Origin of the sequence: Sulfitobacter geojensis (assembly GCF_000622325.1) — a bacterium.
Lineage (GTDB): Bacteria > Pseudomonadota > Alphaproteobacteria > Rhodobacterales > Rhodobacteraceae > Sulfitobacter > Sulfitobacter geojensis.
On record NZ_JASE01000005.1, the window covers coordinates 1,195,909 to 1,217,397 of the forward strand.

Sequence of the window (21,489 nt, forward strand, 5' to 3'; positions counted from 1 at the left end):
CGATCATCGGCGCAAAGGTAGCGAAAGCACCCGTTGACCGGCAACAGTGAATTTGCCCCTCAACGGATTGTACCGCCGCGCCGATTGTCTGGAATGACGGACAGCAATGCTGCATGAGATCAGCGCTTGAATGGCAGGTCACCGTGAATTCATTCGATACCTTGACGCCAGCGTTGTTCATTGTTGGGGGGGGTGATTTGCCTGTCAATTGTACCCCTTAGCCTTACACCGACATCGACGCCAAAGCCTGTTCCAACGGCACGCCTTAACTTGTGCAAGCTCTATGAGGCTTACCCTTGTTGCGAAGTCGTCCCTAGCGGGATGCTGCGTTGGGAGCGATATCCCCTTACCACCTACGGCAATCATGAAAACTTGCCTCTGTCCGACTTCGCATTGCTGGATATACCGATGGGGATCAGTTAAGCAAAACGAGTTAAAGGCATATTTAAAGACAGAATTAATCATGGATGAACGATGGACATCACGCTGATCAAGACCTTCATCGAAGTTTCCAACACAGGATCGTTTGTTGCGGCGTGTGACAGGCTTTTTGTCACGCAGTCCGCTGTCAGTTTGCGGGTGCAGCGACTTGAAGACAGCCTAGGGCATCCGTTGTTCATTCGCTCTAAAGCGGGTGCTGTACTGACACCGGAAGGCAAGCAGTTCGAACGATACGCGCTGAGCTTGCTCAAGATCTGGGAAGAGGCAAAGCAACAAATCTCCATCCCAGAAGGATATAGCCGTGCCCTTTCTATCGGTGCGCAATATTCGCTTTGGCCGCGCCTTGGATTCAGGTGGATGGATGCCATGCAACTAGAGATGCCAGAACTGAGTCTGCATTGCGAACTTGGTATGAGCGACCGCATCATGCGCTTTCTGGTTGAGGGCGTGATTCATGCTGCACTTCTTTATACACCCCAACTCCGCCCGGGTTTGATCGCAGAACCTGCCCTTGATGATGAGCTTGTTCTGGTTGCCTCTTACCCCGATGCGACACTCGACTTGAAAGACACCTATGTTGCAGTCGATTGGGGCCCTGAATTTACCCATGCACTCACAATTGCGTTGCCGCATCTCACCGATGCTGGTCGTTCCATGGCGCTTGGCGCACTGGCAATGGAATATATCGTCAACCGGCGCGCTGCTGCCTACCTGCCTGCTCGCACCGCAAAGCGGCATCTGGATGCTGGAAAACTACACATTGTGGCCGACGCGCCACGCTTTCCGTACCCTTCATGGGTGATTTGGCGCAACGACATCGACGAAGACCTTGCAGCCTTGGCCCGTCGCACCTTGGCGAGGGTTGTGCAAGGTGCTGAAAAGGAACAGGAATTCGTAATGAAGCAGCTTGAAGCGATGGATGCATACGGATCTGGCTAAGAACAACTGAATACAAGTGAGTAATGCTCATCGCAACCACAAGTAATTCGAATTTCACTCATCTAAGGGCTTTCCTTATACCCAATCACAGCAGAGATGCTCCCGATCTACGGCGCTGTCGCCGGATGACGGTTCTCCTTGTTGGGAAAGGAATGACCCATGAACACTCTTTTGAAAGTGGCCAGTATATCTGCATTGGCGCTGATGGTTGCTGCTCCTGTTGTTGCGCAAAACCGCATTACAGGTATCGAAGCTTTGAATGATGACATTGACGACATCACAGATGACGTAAACAAAGATCTGGAACGCGGCGATGACGCAGAGCGTTACGGCCCGAACGGCGTTGCACAAGGTTGGCGTGGCTCTTTCGCGCTGTCTGCATCCGGCACATCCGGTAACACAGACAACGGCGAATTGTCTGCCGCAGGCCGTCTGACATACGGCGTCGGTGACTGGAACCACCTGATCGGTTTCGCAGCGGAATATGGCGAAGCTAATGGCACAAAAAGCGAAGAGTCCTTCTTTGCAACTTATGAAGGTAGCCGCTACTTCACCGAGAAGCTTTACGCTTTCGGTATCGCACGTGTGCAATATGACGGTTTCCAAACCGACGCTACTGGTGCCTCCATCAACGGCGAAACAACAGATGCGTTCTTGGGCTTTGGCCCCGGCTATCGTGCGATCAACAAAGACGGGCACACATGGCGCGTCCAAGCTGGCCCCGGTGTCCGCTACTTTGAGGACGTGACTGGCAATTCTGAAACCGAAGTCGGCTTTATCGCCTCGTCACGCTACTACTACGCGTTCAACGACACGGTGTCTTTCACCATGGACACAGACGTTCTTGGCTCTGATATCAACACCATCATCGCCAACGACGCAGGCGTGAACTACAAAATGTCCGATAACCTGTCCACACGGGTCAGCTATCGGACAGAGTACAACACAGACCCCGCTGCAGGCCTGAAATCCACCGACAATACTCTTGGTGTGTCCTTGGTTCTGGGCTTCTAATAGACGGTTTTAGTCGGGGGTGGTTTGATACCTCGTACCATAACCGACTGATCTGACGAGAGGATGGGGAAACCCGTCCTCTCTTTCGTTTGAGGTCAAGGTTATATCGATTGTGACCTGAGCCCCAAGTTCCCTCCAGCCTTGTGCGGAGTCCTTGGTGCTGAATCTTTGGCGTTAGGCCGCCATCTTGTCCATGGCCTTTCTCCGCAAGAATTCCATCGGCGTCAGGTTTTCCAATGCTGAATGTGGTCTGCGCCAGTTGTAATCCTGCTGCCATTCTTCGAGCGTTTCACGCGCATCGCCTAAGGTACCAAACAGCGTTTCGTTGAGGCATTCATCTCTGAGCTTGCCGTTGAAGCTTTCAATGAAGCCGTTCTGCTGAGGCTTTCCAGGCGCAATATAATGCCAGTCGATGCCTGTGTCCTGAACCCACTTAAGGATTGCCATGCTGGTGAACTCAGTGCCGTTGTCCGATACAATCGTCTTTGGCATGCCGCGTTCAGCGATGATCTGATCCAGCTCACGCGTGACCCGTTGACCAGACAGCGACGTGTCCGCCACCAGCACCAAGTTCTCGCGGCTGAAGTCATCAACGACTGCCAAGATGCGAAACCTGCGACCGTCTGTCAGAGCGTCAGACACGAAATCCAAGCTCCAGCGTTGGTTTGGGCCATCGGGCAGGGCCATCGGCTTCCTTGTGCCCAACGCACGCTTCCTGCCACCTCTGCGACGCACCTGAAGCTTCTCTTCACGGTAGATGCGCCTGACTTTCTTGTGGTTTACCTCGAAACCTTCCCGCGCAATCATCACGTGCATGCGGCGGCAACCAAACCGACGCCGCTCACGAGACACGCGTTTGATTGCATCTCGCAGTTCCGCATCATCACCACGGCGCGACAGATACCGCACCGATGACCGATCAACTTGCAGCACATCGCACGCCCGTCGCTGACTGACCTGATGAACTTCCTTCACGTGAACCACAGCTTTCCGCTTCGCCCATACGTCCATTGTCCTCGGACCAATGGCGGACAAAGGCCGCATCGTCACCACTTTTTTGAATTGATGTCTCGCAACATTGCATTCGCCCATTGTCCTCGGACCAATGGCGGACAAAGGCTCATTCCAACATCTGTTCGGCCAGTAGCTTCTTCAGCTTACCGTTCTCGTCTTCCAACGCTCGCAGCCGCTTCGCGTCAGACGGCTCCATGCCGCCATACTTCGATTTGTATTTGTAGAACGTCGCTGAACTGATCCCATGCCGCCGACATACATCGGCAGTCTTCTCGCCAGCTTCCTGTTCCTTGATCATCACTATGATCTGTTCGTCGGTAAGTCGCGCTGTTGAATGTCACTGAGAACTGACCCGGTAGCCCCATAAATTGTCACTGAGAATTGACCCATGTGAACACATGGCCCTGACGTTTTTGTTCAGGGAGATTTGGAGTGATCGACATGGGATTTTTGAGTGTCATTCGACGCTGGGCATTGCGTGATAAAATGCCGATACGAGAGATTGCGCGGCGCACGGGTTTGTCTCGCAACACTATCCGGAAGTACCTGCGTGAAGGCGCGGCCGAACCGACGTTCAAGACACGGTCGAGGCCAAGCAAGCTGGATCCTTACGCGGATCGGTTGTCGGCATGGCTTTTGGCGCAGACCCGTAAATCTAGGAAAGAGCGGCGCAACGTTAAGCTGATGTATGAAGATCTGGTTAAGCTCGGGTACGATGGATCCTATGAGCGCGTTGCCGCTTTTGCGCGTGCATGGCGGGCTGATCGGCATCGCGCAGAACAAACGACCGGGCGCGGGACATTTGTGCCTTTGATGTTCCAACCGGGTGAGGCGTTCCAGTTCGACTGGAGCGAAGACTGGGCCACGATCGGCGGCGAACGCGTCAAGTTGCAAGTGGCACACACCAAGCTCTCACACAGCCGCGCCTTTATTGTTCGGGCCTATCCTTTACAGACACATGAGATGCTGTTCGATGCCCACTGGCATGCATTCCGCGTGTTCGGCGGCGTTCCGGGACGAGGCATCTATGACAATATGAAGACGGCCGTAGATCGTGTCGGTCGCGGGAAACAGCGCGACATCAATGCGCGCTTCAAAGCGATGGCCAGCCATTACGTCTTTGAACCTGAGTTCTGCAATCCGGCGGCGGGCTGGGAGAAGGGCCAAGTTGAGAAGAACGTCCGCGATGCCCGGAACCGGCTGTGGCAGGTCATGCCTGTCTTCAAGGATCTGGAGGAACTGAACCAGTGGCTTGAAGACCGTTGTATAGCCCTTTGGTCCGAGACGGCGCATCGCGCGTTACCGGGCACCGTCGCTGATGCTTGGGCCGCAGAGAAGCCAACGTTGATGACTCTGCCGCCAGCCTTCGATGGCTTTGTTGAGCACAGCAAGCGCGTGTCTCCGACCTGTTTGATCACCTTCGAGCGCAACCGCTACAGCGTCCCAGCCAGTTTTGCGAACCGGCGCGTGAGCCTGCATGTTTATCCAGAACAGCTTGTCCTTGTTGCAGAGGGTCAGACTGTTTGCACCCATGACCGGATTATAGATCGTTCTCATCGTAAGCCAGGCAAGGTCATCTACGACTGGCGCCATTATCTGGCGGTCATCCAACGCAAACCGGGAGCACTCCGCAATGGTGCGCCGTTTACAGAGATGCCGGACATCTTCTGCCGATTGCAAAACCACATGCTGCGTAAGGAAGGTGGAGATCGCGAGATGGTCGATATCCTGTCCCTAGTTTTGCACCACGATGAGAGCGCAGTTTTGCGAGCAGTTGAACTGGCACTGGAAGCCGGGGTGCCAACCAAGACGCATATCTTGAACCTGCTGCACAGGCTGATTGACCCAAAGCAGACAGATCACCCAGAGATCGATCCACCAGATGCCCTCGCTTTAGAAACGGCCCCAAAAGCAAATGTGGATCGCTACGACGACCTCAGACAGGCAGGAGGAAAGCGCAATGCGTCATGATCCTGCAGGAGCCTCCATCGTCATCATGCTGCGCAGTCTCAAGCTGCACGGCATGGCGCACGCGGTCGATGACTTGGTTGCACAAGGTGCGCCCGCGTTTGAAGCCGCCACACCTATGTTGTCCCAACTGCTCAAGGCGGAAATGGCCGAACGGGAAGTGCGATCAATTGCCTATCATACCAAAGTTGCGCGCTTCCCATCCTACAAGGACCTCGCAGGCTTTGACTTCGCATCGAGCGACATCAACGAAGCCACGGTTCGACAGCTCCATCGCGGCGAGTTCATAGAGAACGCGGAAAACGTCGTTCTGATTGGTGGGCCTGGCACTGGCAAAAGCCATGTCGCCACCGCAATCGGCGTCCAAGCAATTGAGCACCACAGACGCAAGGTGCGCTTCTACTCGACCGTCGAGCTCGTCAACGCGTTGGAGCAAGAAAAGGCCCTCGGGAAGGCCGGGAAAATGGCTGAGATGCTCACCAAAATCGACTTAGTCATCCTTGACGAGCTCGGTTACCTGCCGTTCAGCCCGTCAGGCGGTGCGTTGCTGTTCCACCTTCTTAGCAAGCTCTATGAGCGCACCAGCGTCGTCATCACGACCAATCTCAGCTTTAGTGAATGGGCGCAGGTCTTCGGCGACGCAAAGATGACAACAGCGCTCCTCGATCGCCTCACGCACCGCTGCCACATCCTCGAAACAGGCAACGATAGCTACCGCTTCAAAGCCAGTTCAGAGGCAGCAAAGAAAACCACAAAGGAGACGCCAACATTGACCAAAACCTAACTGCTGATAAACAATAAAGGCGGGTCAAATCTCGGTGACAATACCGGGTCAGTTCTCAATGACATTCAACAGTCGCGCCTTCATTTGTCCGTCCTGTTGTTGGGCGGACCCTACACAAATTTGGAGGAGTTTTTGGGGCTCAGGTCAGCCTCAACAGGCACTAAACGATTGCTTTACGGGGCTTTTGAAGACCATATCCAATGCCAAGGGATGCATAATCGAAACTCTCATCGCTGTTGTTCAAAATCTTTCGGAGGCTATCCTGCAGCCGGAGTTTGTGATCGTGAGGGTGGATCGACACCCGCAGTAGCCGGTTTTTTGATGTGCCTGCAACGATCCCGTTGAACACTGAAAGCGCAAATGCCCTGAATGCTGTATCCGCTTCAAAGCCAACCAAGGGCAAAGATATAAGTCGGTCGCTTTTCGGAAAACGTACGCCTCTCAAGGTTTCGACCATGCAAAACCCGGTCTCGGCCAAAGCGTTGTCTGTTATCTCACCAAGCGCCCATGCCGGCGGCACATAAAGCTCGGGCCGTTTGAAGCCGTTTTCCTCAAACCAATCCCCAGACCGTATCATCAGTGCTGCGATCTGATCGGAAGTTAAGCTTAGATGTTCAGCCACATCGCGCGATAGGAAGGTGCTGTGCAACCGATGTTTCAAGGACGAAATGGTGTCACACTTATGGTGCCATCCGTGCGCCGCCAGTTCGTAGCCGCCTGCCTGCCATTTGCAGATCTGTTCAATTTGCGCAGTTGTCCAGTTTAGCCCCGGCACAACCAGCAAAGTAACCTTTCCAACGCCAAGTTGGCTGCAGATTTGCAGCTGCTCCGCCACTTCGCCCATCGTATCAGGCATCACGTCGTGAATAGAGACAAGCGTTTTCATGCAGTTAATCCTGCCTCAGCGATCGACAGGACGCGCTGCGTCTTGAAACAAGTCCAACCATTCATGAACTGCTTGATTGTTAAAGTTTCTAACCGCATCCCAGCTCTGACGCGCTTTTTGCAATCGATCCGCTGCGGGCATCTTTTGCAAATTCTGAAGCACTCTGGTCAGGCTATATTCCTCAGGAACCACGAAAATCCCGTCGGCGAGCGATGGCCATTCTGCGATCCCGCAGCCAGAACTCGCAATGACAAATCGTTCGCGCGCCAAAGCTTCCAAGGCAACAGTGCCAAAGGTTTCATAGGCTGAGGGAAGGATCAAAATATCGGCAGCATCCAGTTCTTCCAGAACGGCCGATCTGGGCTGCCAACCCAGATAGGTCAGGTTTTTGCACGTCTTGGCGACGGCTTCGACGTTGTCCCGCAATGGACCGTCACCAACAATCGTAAAGTGGGTCTCTGGCATCTCGCGTACTGTTGTGAGCAGGTCTGCGATGCCTTTTTCCTTTGCCAAACGCCCGACAAAGATTGCGCGTGTTACCTCTTCTGCGACAGGTTGAATGGGTTTGGATAGAAACGACTGGCTAAGAGGTGTCGCCATCACCCGTACGTTAGATGCGCCGGCTCGTTTGGCGGCCCCGCCTGCACCAGCATTCATCACACCAACTGCAACTGCCTGTTTGCAGAGCCATAGGTTCATCCAATCAAGAGCCATGCGGAGCGGCGCCGCGATCAGTTTTGACCAATAGATCGAAAGAATATGATCAAAATCGGTGTGATTGACGACAACCAGAGGAATTTGGTGCATGCGGGCATAGGCGACAGCAAAAAAAGTAAATGGCCCGAGGGAAGGAACAACAATCAGATTTGGCTCCACGTGACTCAGACGCTTATTGATCTCTTCCCGGTTTGGCCAAGCAAGTCTTTGAGTTTTATCACCGGGCATCGGTAGGGTGAATCGTTCGAGGCTGTCATCCGGCAGTTTTCTGGGAGCAATCAATGCGATCTTATCAACGATCGGCTCAATCTGCGCGAGGAGATCTTGATAGAACGTTCCCACACCATTGCGCCCTGAAATGGCATCTGAAACCACTGCAATACGCAAGTTTGAAGCGTCCGTATGTTGGATTAAAGAACCTGCGATTTCGGCAGTGTTGTGCAGTGCCTCAGCATGTTTCAAAGAATTGCCGATTTCGGGGCTGGCTGCCTGAATGTTCATAGCTGACCCATTCAACCTTTCGACGGAAGAGTCGTGGAACCGCGACCAACGTCATCTGATTGCAAACCAAATTCATAGAGCGAATACGCGTGTTTGGACTTGTAAGAACGCGCCGCCATAAGCAATCGGTCGAAGACAACAGAGTCGTTTTCGTTCCGCGAAGGTATGTGAAATTTCTTGTAGATCTCTTCAATTACACTTTCGGGCGAACGAATAAGCACATCAAAATCAACGTCGGCGTAGCGCGTGCCGAGGCTACTCTGATAGGCGGTCAGCCGTTCTTTGTAATCAATCAAAAGTCCGGAGAATTGTCGGATGATCCAGGGATCTTTTGAGGTGTGGCCAAACAACTGTAGCCCCCCATTGATTGAGCTCAACTGAGAAGGCACGACACTTGCAAGATCGCGATGTGTTCCGATGAAATCTGCGTCGGGGAATTCGTCAGCCAGATCACGAACCCAAGTGGTGAAACTGGGGTTTTTTGACAGAAGCCTTAGTTCTTCGCCTCGAAAGGCCAAATGACGTTTCACGAGGCTGCGATACGCCGTCAACAGACGCTGCCTTTTTGCTGAAGGAAGCGAAGAAAAGTCTCCGATCGCCCATGTGGATTTTGCATAGGGAAACATCAGAAAGCGCAAAAAGCAGCCGTCAAACGGAAGCAAGCCCAAATAATCCTCTTCTGGATCAGTCAAACGCGTTGGATGAATGTCGTCAAAGCTAGAAATAAGATGGTCCTGCAACAAACTAAGCAGTTTCCAAATCGGGCCGCCCAGAGCTGCATCAATTTTATAGCCCGCCCAGCAGAGGTATTTTTGGCAAAGCGCGGGCGCGAATATAAGCTCCCATAACGGCATGGACGTAAATTGTTCTGAATGGCTGGCCATCAAGCGATGGACTGTTGTCGTGCCACTTCGAGGCAGACCAACGATGAAAAGGGGTTTGTTGATTTCCACATTCTTGAGATGCGGAAAAAGAATAACGTCAAGCATCAAAGCCATGCGGTGAATGAGCAAGATCATCACAATCACTGGCAGAAGGAGAGACTTTGTGATCACTCCTGCTACTCGGATCTTCTTTCGCTCAGGTGAGGTCCATACCATCTTATGCCCTCTGGCGCTGCCTATTGCCAAACGCAGGAGCAAAGAGTTTTGAAGCTGGCGTGTCTTTCGATCCGGCAGGCTCCGAGCGCCACCTAAGTAATTCGATGCGGCCGTTTTGATCTTCGGTCAGAGCTGTGAGGCTATCCACCCAATCCCCGCAATTCGCATAGGTCATGTCGCCATGTTTTCGGACAATCGGCCGATGAGAATGGCCGCAAATGACACCGTCCGCGCCGTTTTTCTTCGCTGTCGCCAGCAAAAGGGCTTCAAAGCGCTCGCCCATGGACCTCATGCCATTGAACCAATCAATCAGACGCTTAAAGACCTTTCTATCAGAACAGTCATCATCGCGTGTGATCCTATTGTCCAAACCACGCAGAACTGCGTCCAATCGGCTCCCGAGCAAAGTCATAAAATGCCAGCGCAAAAACCGGCGATCCGCCTGATCTCCGTGCAGAACAAGGTAGGTTTTCTTGTTTGCGGCTTTGTGCATGACAGTCTCGGAGAACTCTGCCTTTGGCAGGTATTTTTGGACTGTTTCTTTCGCAAGCCGATCATGGTTCCCAACCAGATAAAACAAGCGTGCTCCATCTTCTGAAAACCGATTTAGCTCGGCGACAATGTCGCTATGCACGTTGGTCCAATGAATTTTTCCGACGTGCCAAAGATCGAAGATATCGCCGACGAGATAAACCTTTTCCGCGCGGCAGCATTTCAGAAAATCGAGGATGTCCTGCGCTTCGCTGCCTCTGGCCCCTAAGTGAAGGTCGGAAATAAACAACGAACGGTGATTTTCAATGTTTTCCCGGTTCGAAGTGCGATTTGACATACCAGCGTTCCCTGCAGAGTTACACAAGGTAATCGCAATATCTTGTGTAGGTTTGATGACACCGGTGCAAATGTGCTTTCGTGGTGATGTTTTCGCTTTGTGATTGAACGCAGGCTTTTTTATGTTGGTTGTGGCAACCTTTGTTCGAAGACGATGGGACCCTGTTTCTCTGCCAGTGCATCCGTCCGCTGCGAGCCCAAACTGCTTGATGCGGTACCGGGCTCGAAGGACCTCTAGGAGTCTTTTGGCAACAACAGGCACATTTCAGACTGAACGATAAAGCGATGACCCCCAAGCTTCTGCACAAGAGAACACAAGACGTTGTCAGCGGTATCGACATTGACCAATGTCAGCGAGCCGACTGTGGCTGCCGCAGCGAGGAGGTCTTCCAAAGCCGAGGGTTCGCTGGCGGCTATCTGATGCACGAGACCGCCTGCACCGACGATCGCGCCGCCTTTTTCATGCAGGAAGGACGTCAGCGGTGAGCCGGTGATGGTTTCCGTGACGTTTTGCCAAGTTGGCTTCCAAGTCGAATACCGCTGAATGACTTTGGCAACGGTGTCAAAATCCGACAATTCGCATGAGGACCGATCAGGAGATGGATGATCAAGCCGATAGCAGTCGAGCTTTCTGGTCACATCAAATCCCAGCTTCCGATAGAGACGTTCAGCGCCTGTGTTTCCCTCGATAACCTCAAGCCAAAAGCTCTTAATTCCGTTATTCTCGGCCGCACGTAACGCCGCCATACCCAAACGAGACGCCAAACCGCGGCCTCTGTGCTCGATCCGTGTTCCGCTGCCTATCAGATACCTTTTGGTGTTCCGCGTCGCGACGTTCCAGAACCCGATGACTTCATTATCCTCAACGGCAACGAAAGACGCCTCGGGGTCAAAACCTCTCGAACTCAGCGCCGCTTTGAACGCGTCCGCATCTGGTTGCAACGGAACGATATAATCAGAAAACGCGGCAAGCATGGCGCAATGTAGAGCACCTAGGTCAAGGCCGGATTCGGAAAACGAAACAATTCGTGTCATCTTCGTGCTTTCATAACTCCAGAATGCGCACAGACGCAAAGAACGTGTTTTTTGCTCGACGCACAAGTCTTTGAGGTCATTTTCTAATCAAACCGATATCATCGAGTTCCGGGTTCTTGGCTGGGTTGTTCGAAACAAACATCGGCGACACTGCGGCGAACGCCCCCTTCGTTCCGCGTCTTGCCGGTTGAGTGCTGAACCCGCGAAAGACAGTGCATCCTAGTCCCCTGGATCGTGGATCGCGTGGCCAACATCAGGTTTAGGCAAGCTGATGGAACAATCAGCAGGCATCGATTAGGCGTCATTACGTATCCCTCTGGGCGCCCAAGAACCGACGCCAAGCAGGACGATCAAGGCAGCAGCTGTCGCTACTGCTGGCCTGAGGTGCATGGGTTAGGCTGCGGAAACCATGCATTGTCATATTCTTGAAATGAATCATCAGTACAAATCATGGAAACGTTTCCAGAAGGTACGGTTCATTGGATCCACGGCAAAAAATCACAATCAAGGATGTCGCGCGCGAGGCAGGTTGCGGGATCGCGACCGCCAGTCGGGTTCTTAACAAATCTGGTCCAGCCAGCGCCGATGTTCGCGAGCGGGTGGAAAAGGCGGCGCATGATTTGGGGTTTTCCTTTAGCGCCATAGGCCGGGCCTTGCAGGGTGGGCGCAGCATGACAATTGGCTGTCTCGTGCCGTCTCTGGCCAACCCGGTCTTTGCAGAAGCGGTGCAGGGTATGCAGGAGGTACTATCAGGGGCGGGCTATCAGCTTTTGATAGCCAGTTCGAATTACGATGGGGACGCTGACAACGAGGCTATCGCGACCCTCACTGCCAAAGAGGTTGACGGGTTGATCGTTACGATGGCTGCGGCAGAGCGGAGCCGAGCATTAAAGCAGGCGCGCGCGCGGAACCTTCCGGTGTCGCTATTATTTCACGACCCGATCGAGGGATATTTGACCGCCCATGTCGACAATTTCGAGGCCGCGCGCGAGGTTGCGCGGCGGTTTGCCGATCTCGGTCACAAGCGCACGGCGTTTCTCTCCTTGCGCTTTGCAAGCTCAGACCGTTCGCGCAACCGCTATGCTGGGTTTCATGCCGAGTGCCGCGCACGAAAGCTTCCGGACCCCGCTTTGATTGAGCTGACTGAAGCCGAGGCCAATGAACCCGCATTGCTGGCTGGTATCCTCGGCACCCTCGGCGGGTTGACCGCGGTGTTCGCATCGAACGATTTTCTGGCTATCGCGGTGCAAAAGGCCGCCCGCCTGATGGGTAAAAGCGTACCGCAGGACCTGTCCGTGGTGGGTTTTGACGGGATCGAGATTGGCCGTCTGCTTGATGTGCCTTTGGCAACCGTCGAGACCGCACCTGATGCCATGGGCCGTCAGGCCGCGCAGACCCTCCTTAACATATTGCAAGGTGAGGCCTGCGTGCAGCTGCCCCCCTTGCCCTTTCATTTCCGTGCGGGCGCCACGCTTGCCCGCCCGCGCACGGAAAGCCGTGACGACGGACAGGGTGCCACCTGGCCGCCGTCTGTTCACTCGCTCAAGACCGATCTCAAACAAGGATGAACTCATGAAACATACTGTTCTTTCGGCGCTTTTCGCAACTGCGATCGCCGCACCCGCGTTGGCCGAGGATGCCATCTGCTACAACTGCCCACCGCAATGGGCCGATTGGGCGTCAATGCTCGAGGCTATCGATGAACAACTCGACATCCAGATGCCGCATGACAACAAGAACTCGGGCCAAACCCTCAGCCAGCTTCTGGCCGAGCGTGCAAGCCCCGTGGCTGATGTGGCCTATTACGGTGTGACAACAGGCATCAAGGCCGGCAACGAAGGCGTTGTGGAGCCTTACATTCCTGCAGGCTTTGACGACATCCCTGAAGGTCTGAAAGACCCAAAAGGCGATTGGTTTGCCATCCATTACGGCACGCTGGGCCTTTTCGTGAACGTCGAGGCGCTTGGCGGCGCGCCAGTCCCACAGTGCTGGGCCGATCTGACCAAGCCTGAATATCGCGGCATGGTTGGCTATCTTGACCCTTCCTCTGCCTTTGTCGGTTATGCCGGTGCCGTGGCCGTCAACATGGCCAATGGTGGCGATCTGGAAAACTTTGACCCGGCCATCGCCTACTTCAATGATTTGGCCGAGAACGACCCGATCGTGCCCAAGCAAACCTCTTACGCGCGCGTTGTGTCTGGCGAAATCCCGATCCTGTTCGATTATGACTTCAACGCCTATCGCGGCAAGTACGAAGAAGACGGCAACTTTGAATTCGTCCTGCCCTGCGAAGGGTCGGTGCGTGTGCCTTATGTCATGAGCTTGGTTGCCAACGCGCCGAACCCTGAGCTGGGCAAGCGCGTGTTGGATTTCATCCTGTCGGATGAAGGGCAGGCAATCTGGACCAACGCCTATCTGCAGCCAGCCCGCCCGGTGGAACTGCCAGCCGAAGTGGCCGAGAAGTTCCTGCCGGCCTCTGACTACGAACGTGCCGTCGCGGTGGATTATGCCGAGATGGAACGTGTTCAGGCAGCTTTTGGTGAGCGCTACCTGAACGAAGTCAAATAACGCGATAGAGCGATAGGTCGGGCAGAGTCCGCTCTGCCCGACTCATTTATTATTGGAGCGGCCGCAATGCGCCAAAGCCATTTCCTGACAGTTTGCATGCTGCCGCTGGCGATCTTTACGCTCGCGTTTTTGGCGATCCCGATTGGACGGCTGATCCTCGCTTCGGGCGAGAGCGACGCAGGATGGGCAATCTATCTGCGGATTCTGCAAACCCCGCGCTATCTGTCGACACTGATGCAGACCGTCGTCGTGTCGCTGGCCGTCACCGTAGCTGCGCTTGCGATCTCGACTACGGCAGGGCTTTATCTGGTGCGCAACCGGTTTACCGGACGCAATGTGCTCTTGTCGATCTTGACGCTGCCGCTGGCCTTTCCCGGTGTGGTCGTGGGCTTTATGATCATCCTGCTGGGCGGGCGTCAGGGCCTCGTGAACCAGATCCTACCCGGTCACTGGGTTTTTGCCTATTCGATCACGGGGTTGTTTCTGGGCTATCTCTACTTCTCGATCCCGCGCGTTCTGTTGACGGTTATGGCAGCGGCGGAAAAGATCGATCCGGCACTGGAAGAGGCCGCAAAAACGCTGGGCGCGCCTGCGCATCGCATTGTTCTTGATGTGTTGTTGCCTGCGCTGGCCCCCGCCTTGATTGCTGCGGGTGCCATTGCCTTTGCCACCGCCATGGGCGCTTTTGGCACCGCCTTTACCTTGGCGACCGATATCGATGTGTTGCCCATGGTGATCTATACCGAATTCACCCTGTCGGCGAATATTGCCATGGCCTCGGCCTTGTCGGTCGTGCTGGGGCTGGTGACTTGGGTTTTGCTGCTGATCGCGCGCAACATGTCGGGCGCGACGATTGCGGCGGGAGGCTAACAGATGAAATCCATGACCAGATCCATCCCGCTGATTGTCACGCTGCTGGCTTGCGCTTTCCTGTTGATCCCGATCATCCAGTCCGTCCTCGCCGGACTGACCGTTAGCTATTTCCGCGGCCTGTCCTCGGGGCTGACGCTGAAATGGGTGGGGCAGGTCTGGGAACTGTATTCCGGCAGTATCTTTCTGTCTATCGGGCTGGCGCTGGCATGTCTGGTTGTCACCTTGATCCTTGGTGTGCCCGCCGCCTACGCTCTTGCCCGCAATCCGGGGCGTGCCTCGCGTGTGCTGGAAGAGTTTATTTCGCTGCCGCTGGCAATTCCTGGTCTCGCGTTGGCGTTGGCGCTGTTGCAACTCTACGGTGGCTGGAGTGACTTTCGCACCAGTTGGCTGTTCATTCTTGTGGGCCATGTCCTTTACACTTTGCCCTTCATGGTACGCTCGGTCCTGTCGGTTCTTGCCGCCATCGACCTCAAGTCGCTTGAGGAAGGGGCAGCAACCCTTGGCGCGGGCCCCGCACGGCGTTTTATTGACATCGTCGTCCCCAATGCCATGCCCGGTATCCTTGCCGGGGCGCTGACCGTGGTCACGCTGTCGATCGGCGAATTCAACCTGACATGGATGCTGCATACGCCCCTGCTCAAGACGTTGCCTGTGGGGCTGGCCGATAGCTATGCGTCAATGCGGCTGGAGGTGGCATCAGCCTACACGCTGGTCTTCTTCGTGATGATCGTACCACTCTTAATGGCCATGCAGTGGGCCAGCGCCCGTGCTCAAAGGATCATGCAATGACACTGACACTTACCAACATCGCCAAGACATTTCCCGACGGCACCAAGGCGCTTTTGCCCTCCGATTTGGAGATCGCTAAGGGCGAGATCGTCTCGCTTCTCGGACCCTCGGGGTGCGGCAAGTCTACGCTTTTGCGCATCGTCGCCGGGCTTGAGGCCCCGGATCCGGGCGCGAAGATTGTCTTTGATGATGAGGATGTAACGCAGCAATCGGTCGAAACCCGCAAGATCGGCATGGTGTTTCAATCCTATGCGCTGTTTCCCAACATGTCGGTGCGCGGTAATATCGGGTACGGGCTGAAAATGCAGAAACTGCCGAGCGTGGAAATCGACGCGCGCGTCGATGAGGTGATCGCCTTGTGTCGCCTTGAGGACTATGCCGACCGCGCGATTACGGCCCTGTCGGGCGGCCAGCGGCAGCGGGTGGCTTTGGCCCGCGCCATGGCACCGCGGCCACGCGTTCTGCTGCTGGACGAACCCCTTTCGGCGCTCGATGCCGCCCTGCGTGGGCAACTGCGCGACGAATTGGCTATCCTGTTGCGCCAGTTCGGGATCACCGCAATCTTCGTCACCCATGATCAGGACGAGGCTATGGCTATCGCCGACCGCGTAGCGGTAATGAGCCAAGGTGAGGTCGCGCAGATCGGCACGCCCGAGGCGCTCTATCGCAACCCCGCCACAGGTTTCGTCGCGCGCTTTGTGGGCGATGCCATGCCACTGTACGGTCGCATCAACGCAGATCAATTGCACCTGCCGGGCGGGGTGCTGGCCTTGCCGAAACACGCTGAGGGGCACGAGGTTCTGGTGCGGGCGGAGAATATCCGTATCGATGCGCAAGGCCCGATCACGGCTCGTGTCGAAACCGTAACCTTCCTTGGCACGCATTACCGCATCGCGCTGGCCGGGGTCACCGAAGGGCCGCTCTTTGCCTTGCACACTGGCCTGTCCGCTCCGGAGCCGGGGTCTGAGGTGCGCTTGTCCATCGCGCCTGAAGCTCTGTTAATCTTGCCCGAGGAGGCGGCCGCCTGATGCCCGGTTTCATCCAGATCACCGATACACATATCGTCGCCCCGGGCGCGTTGGCTTACGGACGTTCGGACACGGCCGAAGCACTGCGCCGCGCCGTTGCGACCATCAACGCCAAACTGTCTGTGCTGGACGGCATAGACTGCGTCATCGTCACCGGCGACCTGACCGACCACGGCACGCCTGAGGAATACGCGCATTTCGCTGCGATCATGGCTGAACTAGAGCTTCCATGGCAGGCCGTACCCGGCAATCACGACCGGCGCGATGCGATGCGCGCCGCTTTTGCGCCCGCACCTTGGATGCCAGAGGATGGGCCGATCCACTGGGTTCGCGACTTCGGCCCATTTTCGGTGATAGGCCTTGATACGCTGCTCGAGGGCGCGCATCACGGGGAACTTTCGCTGGAAGGAGTTGGGTTTCTTGATGCCGCCCTCGCGGCCATCGGGGCGCAACCGGTCGTCATCGCCTCGCATCACCCGTGGATGCACAGCGGGATACCCGCGATGGATGCCGACAACCTGCATGGCGGCGGAGCGCTGATGTCACGGCTGGAGGCACACCCCGCTCCCGCGCGTATGATTTCGGGCCATGTCCACCGCGCGGTGACCGGTCAGATCGGTCGCGTGACATGTCAGATATCACCCGCAACTTGCCATGCGGTCCTGACCGATCATCGGGTGGGCCATGACCCGCAATTGACGATCGAACCAGGCGGTATCACGGTGTTTCGCTGGAGTACTGCGCCACAACCTGGCCTATTGTCTGATACCATCCCGACCGGGAGCTTCTCCGGTCCGTGGCCATTCGCTGAATGACCGGCAGAAAGGGAACCCCGACCTTTGCAAAATCGGGATCAGCAGATATGACGCCCATGAATAACCGGAATGGCGACGCACGCTGCGTTGCAACAACATAGGTGCCGCCACGACGAACGAATGCTGGGTCAGCAAAGTGCGAATAGTCGACGATCGGACTGTCCAGCATCGTGTAAGTTCGACGCCTGATCTTTGCTGCGGCATTTACGAATGGCCGGTTGAACCGCTGCGCGCAGCACGAACTTTTGGGCTCAATCCCTATGTAGGCGATGCTGTATTGACCGACCTTGGTTAGAGGATTACATGTAGCTCTATGGAAAGCACAAAAATAATCTCAAACTTTTGGTGGCTGGTCTCCTCATAAGGCGACTGGACAGTATTCTATTCCGAGGTCGCCGTTAGGGCGGCCTTTTTTGTTTCCATGCGTCCTGCGGCACCTCTTCTCAACGAGGACATGCTCATGACCAAACCAGTCATTTTTACCGGAGACCGCACGACCGGGCCTCTTCATATCGGCCATTACGCAGGTTCGCTTGCAAATCGTTTGGCGTACCAAAACAGTCATGAGCAATTTTTGCTTTTGGCGGATACTCAAGCACTAACCGACAACGCTCATGATCCTGAAAAGGTACGACGCAGCGTGATGGAAGTTGCTCTTGATTACCTTGCTGTCGGCATCGATCCAATGCGCACGACAATCTGCCTGCAATCGCATCTACCAGCGCTTGCGGAACTGTCGATGCTGTATCTCAACTTCGTCACCGTATCCCGCTTAGAACGCAATCCAACGATTAAAGATGAGATCCGGACGCGTGGATTTGGCCGTGATATACCTGCGGGCTTTCTATGCTACCCGGCGGCACAAGCCGCTGATATCACTGCATTCAAAGCAACCCTGGTCCCAGTGGGCGACGACCAAGCGCCACTCATAGAACAGACTAATGAGATAGTGCGTCGGATCAATTCCACCGCTAACCGAAAGGTACTTCCCGAGGCCGTCGCTGTTATTCCAAAGGCCGGACGGCTTCCTGGCATCGACGGCAAAGCGAAGATGTCTAAATCAGGTGGCAACGCTATTCCACTTTCGGCATCGCCAGATGAAATCAGCGTCGCCGTCAAAGCGATGTTTACCGATCCGAGCCATTTGCGTGTCGAAGACCCCGGACAGGTCGAAGGCAATGTTGTCTTTGCGTATCTGGACGCGTTTGATGAAGACAAGATCGCTGTTGAAGAGCTGACGGCAAAGTACCAGCGAGGCGGGCTTGGCGACGGAGTGGTCAAAAAACGACTGGACGGCATACTGCAAGAGCTGCTTGCTCCTATTCGGACGCGAAGAGCGCAACTGTCGAAAGACCCCGCCTATGTCTTAGACGTAATTAGAAAAGGTACGGAGATTGCACGAGACCGAACAAACGCCACCAAGCGCGAAGTTGTCGAACACCTTGGGTTGTTCAGGCTTTGACCTGTAAACTTTGGAGTTGGAGCTGCCGTTCGTACATCTTGCAGTATCGGTTAAAATGGGCTCTCCCGACACCTTCGCCGCAGCATCTACGAACGGCTGGTCCGAGAACGGGTGCCATTCGCTGTGTCGAGCTTGAACTGGTAAGACGCAGGACGAAGCGCCAATTCGCTGCGGTTGCGCCAGTGGCTGCTTTGGAAGGTCTGAGAGGGACTACTCAAGCCCGCATGCGTTCGAACCCGGAATCAAAGGGTGAAGGTTCGATAATATGCGCAGCGATGTGTTCACCGCACAAGTCAAGCTGCAGCGATGATCCGACAGCGGCAAAATCGGGTTTAACGAAGGCGTAGGCAAGGTTCATTCCGACACGGTGGCCATAGTCTCCGGACGTGATGGTGCCAACCACTGTGTTGCCTTGCATGAGTGATGCGCCCGGGTGTGCCGGGGCGTGGTCAGTATCGATCTTTAAAGTGACCAGTTTGCTTTGCGGTCCAGCAGCCTGCCGTTTCAGGAGTGCCGCTTTGCCGATGAAATCCTGCTTGTCCAGTTTAACGAACCGCGAAAGGCCCGTCTCGAAAGGGTCGAATTCGGTAATCAGGTCGGCTTTCCAGTGGAGAAACCCTTTCTCCATGCGCATGGAGTCCACAGCGCGCGCGCCGAAGAGTTTCAGACCATGCGCCTTTCCCGCCTCGCGCAAAGCAAGATAGGTGGCATAAAGCGATGCGTTCGGCACATGGATTTCGTATGCCAGTTCCCCCGAAAAGCTGACGCCCATCACCACGGCGGGTGCGAACCCGATGCAACATTCGCGCACTGACAGCCACGGGAATGCCGCTGCAGACCAGTCTCCGCGCGCGCAATCGGACAAGACGGCGCGTGCCTTCGGCCCCGCCAATACCAGTATTGTGTGGTCATTGGTCAGGCTACGAAGCTGCACATCCTCATTCGGGTCCAGATGCGCGGCCAGCCAATCCATGTCGTGGTATTCCGAGGCGGCAGCCGATCCGTACCAGACCCGGTCCGGCCCGCGATCCGATGCAGGCAGATTGGCCACGGTCGCCTCTGCCTTGACGCAGCCTTGTTCGTTCAGGAGATACCCCAGACCGACGCGGCCATCGCGTTTGGTGACGGTCCCGCAGATCATGCGGTCAAGGAAAGCGTGACGATCCTTACCGGTGATTTCGATACGGTTGAAACCATTCACTTCTGCCAAGCCTACATGCGTTGCAACATTGGCAACCTCGGCGGCAATGACGTCGAACGCCTCGTCGAAATTGAAGCTCAACGAGGGGTGAAAATCCGGCGATGGCTTGATGTAATCCACGCGCTCCCATCCGTTCACCACCGTGAATTCCGCGCCTTCTGCGGCCAGAACAGGCGTCAGGGGCGTTGTTTTGGCATTGCGCCCTGCGGGGCGGTGTTCGTGCGGGAAATGAAACCGGAACTCGTTCTGATAGTCCTCTATTGCCTTGTGCGCGGTCATCTCGACCGTCGCATGACCGGTGAACCGCCGCGGGTCGATCACCCAGGTGTCATAGCACGCCTCGCCCTCCACGATCTGCTGCGCCAGAAGCCAGCCGTGGCCGCCGCCTTCGCCCAGCCCCGCACGCAGGCCGATGATACAATAGGCGTTGCGCTTTCCGGGAATTGGCCCGACCAAGGGCGCACCGTCGATTGTGTAAGTGATCGGGCCGTTCACGATCCGCTTGATCCCGACCTCGGCCAAGGCAGGCATCCGTTCAAACGCGCCTTCCAGAACGTCCATGACGCGGTCCAGATCATCAGGGCACAGATCGTTAGAAAAGCTCGGGCTGATGCCGTCCATCCCCCAGGTTTTGCAATCCTGTTCATAAAAACCGACCAGAAGTCCGCCCTTTTCCTGACGGGAATAATAGTCCGAGATCGGACAGCGCAGGAGAGGCATGCGGTGCCCGGCCTCCGCGATGGCGGGAATGTCCTCGGTTACGAAATATTGGTGTTCCATCGACGCGACGGGATGCTGAACGCCCATCATCGCCCCGATCTCGTTCACGCGGTAGCCGCCCGCATTGACCACGATGTCACAATCGATATCACCGTGCTCCGTGTGTACGGTCCATGTATCGTCCTTGTGCTGGGTCAGCCCGGTTACGGGGGTGTTGCGATAGACCTCTGCCCCGGCCTTGCGCGCATGAAACGCAAGCGCCTGGCACAGCTGGGCAGGGTCGATATCGCCATCTTCGCCATCCCAAAGCCCGCCCAGAAGATTGTCGGTCGAAATCAGTGGGTGGCGGCGCGCGCATTCTTCGGCGTCGATCACCTCGTATTCCACGCCCATACCCCGCGCCATCGACGCGAAATGACGATAGCCCTGCATCTGCTCTTCGGTGTTGGCCAGGCGAATGCCGCCATCGCCATGATGATAGCCGACTGGATACTCCGGATCGTCCCGAAGCTTTTTGTAAAGGGCGATGGAGTGGGACTTGAGGCCCACCATCGTCTGCGTCATGCCGAAATTCGTGACCTGTGCCGCCGAATGCCATGTGGTGCCGGACGTCAGTTCATCCCGTTCAACCAAGACAACGTCGGACCATCCCATCTGCGTGAGGTGATACAGGGTCGAGCAGCCCGCGATGCCGCCACCGATGACGACGACTTTGGTCCTGGACTTCATGATGCGCTCCTTGAACTGTTGCTGCGATCATCTTGACAGACCTACTATCCTTTGAAAATTCTTTTTATATCTGGTAT

Annotated in this window: 18 protein-coding genes; 11 read left to right on the plus strand and 7 right to left on the minus strand. The window is 55.5% G+C overall.

Going from position 1 to position 21,489, the window contains the following annotated elements:
- Positions 1-474: 474 nt before the first annotated feature.
- A complete protein-coding gene (locus Z947_RS0107800; protein WP_025043749.1) occupies positions 475-1,380 on the plus strand; it encodes a LysR family transcriptional regulator in 906 nt (301 codons plus the stop codon).
- Positions 1,381-1,539: 159 nt separating this feature from the next.
- Complete coding sequence (locus Z947_RS0107805) at positions 1,540-2,394, plus strand: DUF481 domain-containing protein (RefSeq protein ID WP_025043750.1); 855 nt, start codon at positions 1,540-1,542, stop codon at positions 2,392-2,394.
- A gap of 174 nt (positions 2,395-2,568) precedes the next feature.
- Here the strand turns inward: Z947_RS0107805 and Z947_RS0107810 are convergent.
- Positions 2,569-3,706, minus strand: a protein-coding gene (locus Z947_RS0107810) for an IS3 family transposase (protein ID WP_420804501.1) whose coding sequence is annotated in 2 segments (ribosomal slippage) — positions 2,569-3,520 and positions 3,519-3,706 — 1,140 coding nt in all. Because the reading frame shifts where the segments join, the coding sequence is not laid out codon by codon here.
- Positions 3,707-3,849: 143 nt separating this feature from the next.
- On the opposite strand from Z947_RS0107810, the gene istA reads away from it, so the two are divergent.
- Positions 3,850-5,379: an IS21 family transposase gene (gene istA, locus Z947_RS0107820; RefSeq protein WP_025043752.1), complete on the plus strand. Its 1,530-nt coding sequence runs from the start codon at positions 3,850-3,852 to the stop codon at positions 5,377-5,379.
- Entirely contained in the window at positions 5,369-6,160 is a 792-nt protein-coding gene (istB, locus tag Z947_RS0107825) for an IS21-like element helper ATPase IstB (RefSeq protein ID WP_025043753.1), read from the plus strand. Before istA ends, istB begins: the two co-directional genes overlap by 11 nt.
- Before the next feature lie 160 nt (positions 6,161-6,320).
- Here istB and Z947_RS0107830 read toward each other — a convergent pair whose 3' ends face one another.
- The 5 genes from Z947_RS0107830 to Z947_RS21485 all read right to left on the minus strand — a co-directional run bounded on the left by Z947_RS0107830 (position 6,321) and on the right by Z947_RS21485 (position 11,227).
- Positions 6,321-7,046: a polysaccharide deacetylase family protein gene (locus Z947_RS0107830; RefSeq protein WP_025043754.1), complete on the minus strand. Its 726-nt coding sequence runs from the start codon at positions 7,044-7,046 to the stop codon at positions 6,321-6,323.
- A gap of 15 nt (positions 7,047-7,061) precedes the next feature.
- On the minus strand, positions 7,062-8,264 hold the full coding sequence (locus Z947_RS0107835; RefSeq protein ID WP_025043755.1) for a glycosyltransferase: 1,203 nt from the start codon (positions 8,262-8,264) through the stop codon (positions 7,062-7,064).
- A gap of 11 nt (positions 8,265-8,275) precedes the next feature.
- Entirely contained in the window at positions 8,276-9,364 is a 1,089-nt protein-coding gene (locus Z947_RS0107840) for a sulfotransferase family protein (protein WP_081781127.1), read from the minus strand.
- 1 nt (position 9,365) lies between these two features.
- The gene (locus tag Z947_RS0107845) at positions 9,366-10,193 is read right to left on the minus strand and encodes a UDP-2,3-diacylglucosamine diphosphatase (protein ID WP_025043757.1); all 828 of its coding nucleotides are present in this window, start codon (positions 10,191-10,193) and stop codon (positions 9,366-9,368) included.
- Positions 10,194-10,426: 233 nt separating this feature from the next.
- A complete protein-coding gene (locus Z947_RS21485; protein ID WP_025043758.1) occupies positions 10,427-11,227 on the minus strand; it encodes a GNAT family N-acetyltransferase in 801 nt (266 codons plus the stop codon).
- Between the two features lie 479 nt (positions 11,228-11,706).
- Here Z947_RS21485 and Z947_RS0107855 point away from each other — a divergent pair, with 479 nt between their 5' ends.
- The 7 genes from Z947_RS0107855 to trpS all read left to right on the plus strand — a co-directional run bounded on the left by Z947_RS0107855 (position 11,707) and on the right by trpS (position 18,762).
- Entirely contained in the window at positions 11,707-12,795 is a 1,089-nt protein-coding gene (locus Z947_RS0107855) for a LacI family DNA-binding transcriptional regulator (protein ID WP_025043759.1), read from the plus strand.
- A 4-nt stretch (positions 12,796-12,799) separates the two neighbouring features.
- Positions 12,800-13,795: an ABC transporter substrate-binding protein gene (locus tag Z947_RS0107860; RefSeq protein WP_025043760.1), complete on the plus strand. Its 996-nt coding sequence runs from the start codon at positions 12,800-12,802 to the stop codon at positions 13,793-13,795.
- 66 nt (positions 13,796-13,861) lie between these two features.
- Positions 13,862-14,665 carry an ABC transporter permease gene (locus Z947_RS0107865; RefSeq protein WP_025043761.1) on the plus strand — a complete coding sequence of 268 codons (804 nt, stop codon included), beginning with the start codon at positions 13,862-13,864 and terminating at the stop codon, positions 14,663-14,665.
- A gap of 12 nt (positions 14,666-14,677) precedes the next feature.
- Positions 14,678-15,457, plus strand: a complete 780-nt coding sequence (locus tag Z947_RS0107870; RefSeq protein ID WP_240477523.1) for an ABC transporter permease — start codon at positions 14,678-14,680, stop codon at positions 15,455-15,457.
- Complete coding sequence (locus Z947_RS0107875) at positions 15,454-16,485, plus strand: ABC transporter ATP-binding protein (protein WP_025043763.1); 1,032 nt, start codon at positions 15,454-15,456, stop codon at positions 16,483-16,485. The genes Z947_RS0107870 and Z947_RS0107875 overlap by 4 nt, the downstream gene beginning before the upstream one ends.
- Entirely contained in the window at positions 16,485-17,300 is an 816-nt protein-coding gene (locus Z947_RS0107880; RefSeq protein ID WP_025043764.1) for a phosphodiesterase, read from the plus strand. The genes Z947_RS0107875 and Z947_RS0107880 overlap by 1 nt, the downstream gene beginning before the upstream one ends.
- A 460-nt stretch (positions 17,301-17,760) precedes the next feature.
- Positions 17,761-18,762: a tryptophan--tRNA ligase gene (trpS, locus tag Z947_RS0107885; protein WP_025043765.1), complete on the plus strand. Its 1,002-nt coding sequence runs from the start codon at positions 17,761-17,763 to the stop codon at positions 18,760-18,762.
- A gap of 214 nt (positions 18,763-18,976) precedes the next feature.
- Here the strand turns inward: trpS and Z947_RS0107890 are convergent, their stop codons facing one another.
- Positions 18,977-21,412, minus strand: a complete 2,436-nt coding sequence (locus Z947_RS0107890) for a GcvT family protein (protein WP_025043766.1) — start codon at positions 21,410-21,412, stop codon at positions 18,977-18,979.
- Positions 21,413-21,489: the final 77 nt, after the last annotated feature.

Excerpts from the sequence above, each read along its gene's own strand:
- Z947_RS0107800 (WP_025043749.1), top strand. The coding sequence starts at position 475 with ATGGACATCACGCTGATCAAGACCTTCATCGAAGTTTCCAACACAGGA.
- Z947_RS0107805 (WP_025043750.1), top strand. The coding sequence starts at position 1,540 with ATGAACACTCTTTTGAAAGTGGCCAGTATATCTGCATTGGCGCTGATG.
- istA (WP_025043752.1), top strand. The coding sequence starts at position 3,850 with ATGGGATTTTTGAGTGTCATTCGACGCTGGGCATTGCGTGATAAAATG.
- istB (WP_025043753.1), top strand. The coding sequence starts at position 5,369 with ATGCGTCATGATCCTGCAGGAGCCTCCATCGTCATCATGCTGCGCAGT.
- Z947_RS0107830 (WP_025043754.1), bottom strand. The coding sequence starts at position 7,046 with ATGAAAACGCTTGTCTCTATTCACGACGTGATGCCTGATACGATGGGC.
- Z947_RS0107835 (WP_025043755.1), bottom strand. The coding sequence starts at position 8,264 with ATGAACATTCAGGCAGCCAGCCCCGAAATCGGCAATTCTTTGAAACAT.
- Z947_RS0107840 (WP_081781127.1), bottom strand. The coding sequence starts at position 9,364 with ATGGTATGGACCTCACCTGAGCGAAAGAAGATCCGAGTAGCAGGAGTG.
- Z947_RS0107845 (WP_025043757.1), bottom strand. The coding sequence starts at position 10,193 with ATGTCAAATCGCACTTCGAACCGGGAAAACATTGAAAATCACCGTTCG.
- Z947_RS21485 (WP_025043758.1), bottom strand. The coding sequence starts at position 11,227 with ATGACACGAATTGTTTCGTTTTCCGAATCCGGCCTTGACCTAGGTGCT.
- Z947_RS0107860 (WP_025043760.1), top strand. The coding sequence starts at position 12,800 with ATGAAACATACTGTTCTTTCGGCGCTTTTCGCAACTGCGATCGCCGCA.
- Z947_RS0107865 (WP_025043761.1), top strand. The coding sequence starts at position 13,862 with ATGCGCCAAAGCCATTTCCTGACAGTTTGCATGCTGCCGCTGGCGATC.
- Z947_RS0107870 (WP_240477523.1), top strand. The coding sequence starts at position 14,678 with ATGACCAGATCCATCCCGCTGATTGTCACGCTGCTGGCTTGCGCTTTC.
- Z947_RS0107875 (WP_025043763.1), top strand. The coding sequence starts at position 15,454 with ATGACACTGACACTTACCAACATCGCCAAGACATTTCCCGACGGCACC.
- Z947_RS0107880 (WP_025043764.1), top strand. The coding sequence starts at position 16,485 with ATGCCCGGTTTCATCCAGATCACCGATACACATATCGTCGCCCCGGGC.
- trpS (WP_025043765.1), top strand. The coding sequence starts at position 17,761 with ATGACCAAACCAGTCATTTTTACCGGAGACCGCACGACCGGGCCTCTT.
- Z947_RS0107890 (WP_025043766.1), bottom strand. The coding sequence starts at position 21,412 with ATGAAGTCCAGGACCAAAGTCGTCGTCATCGGTGGCGGCATCGCGGGC.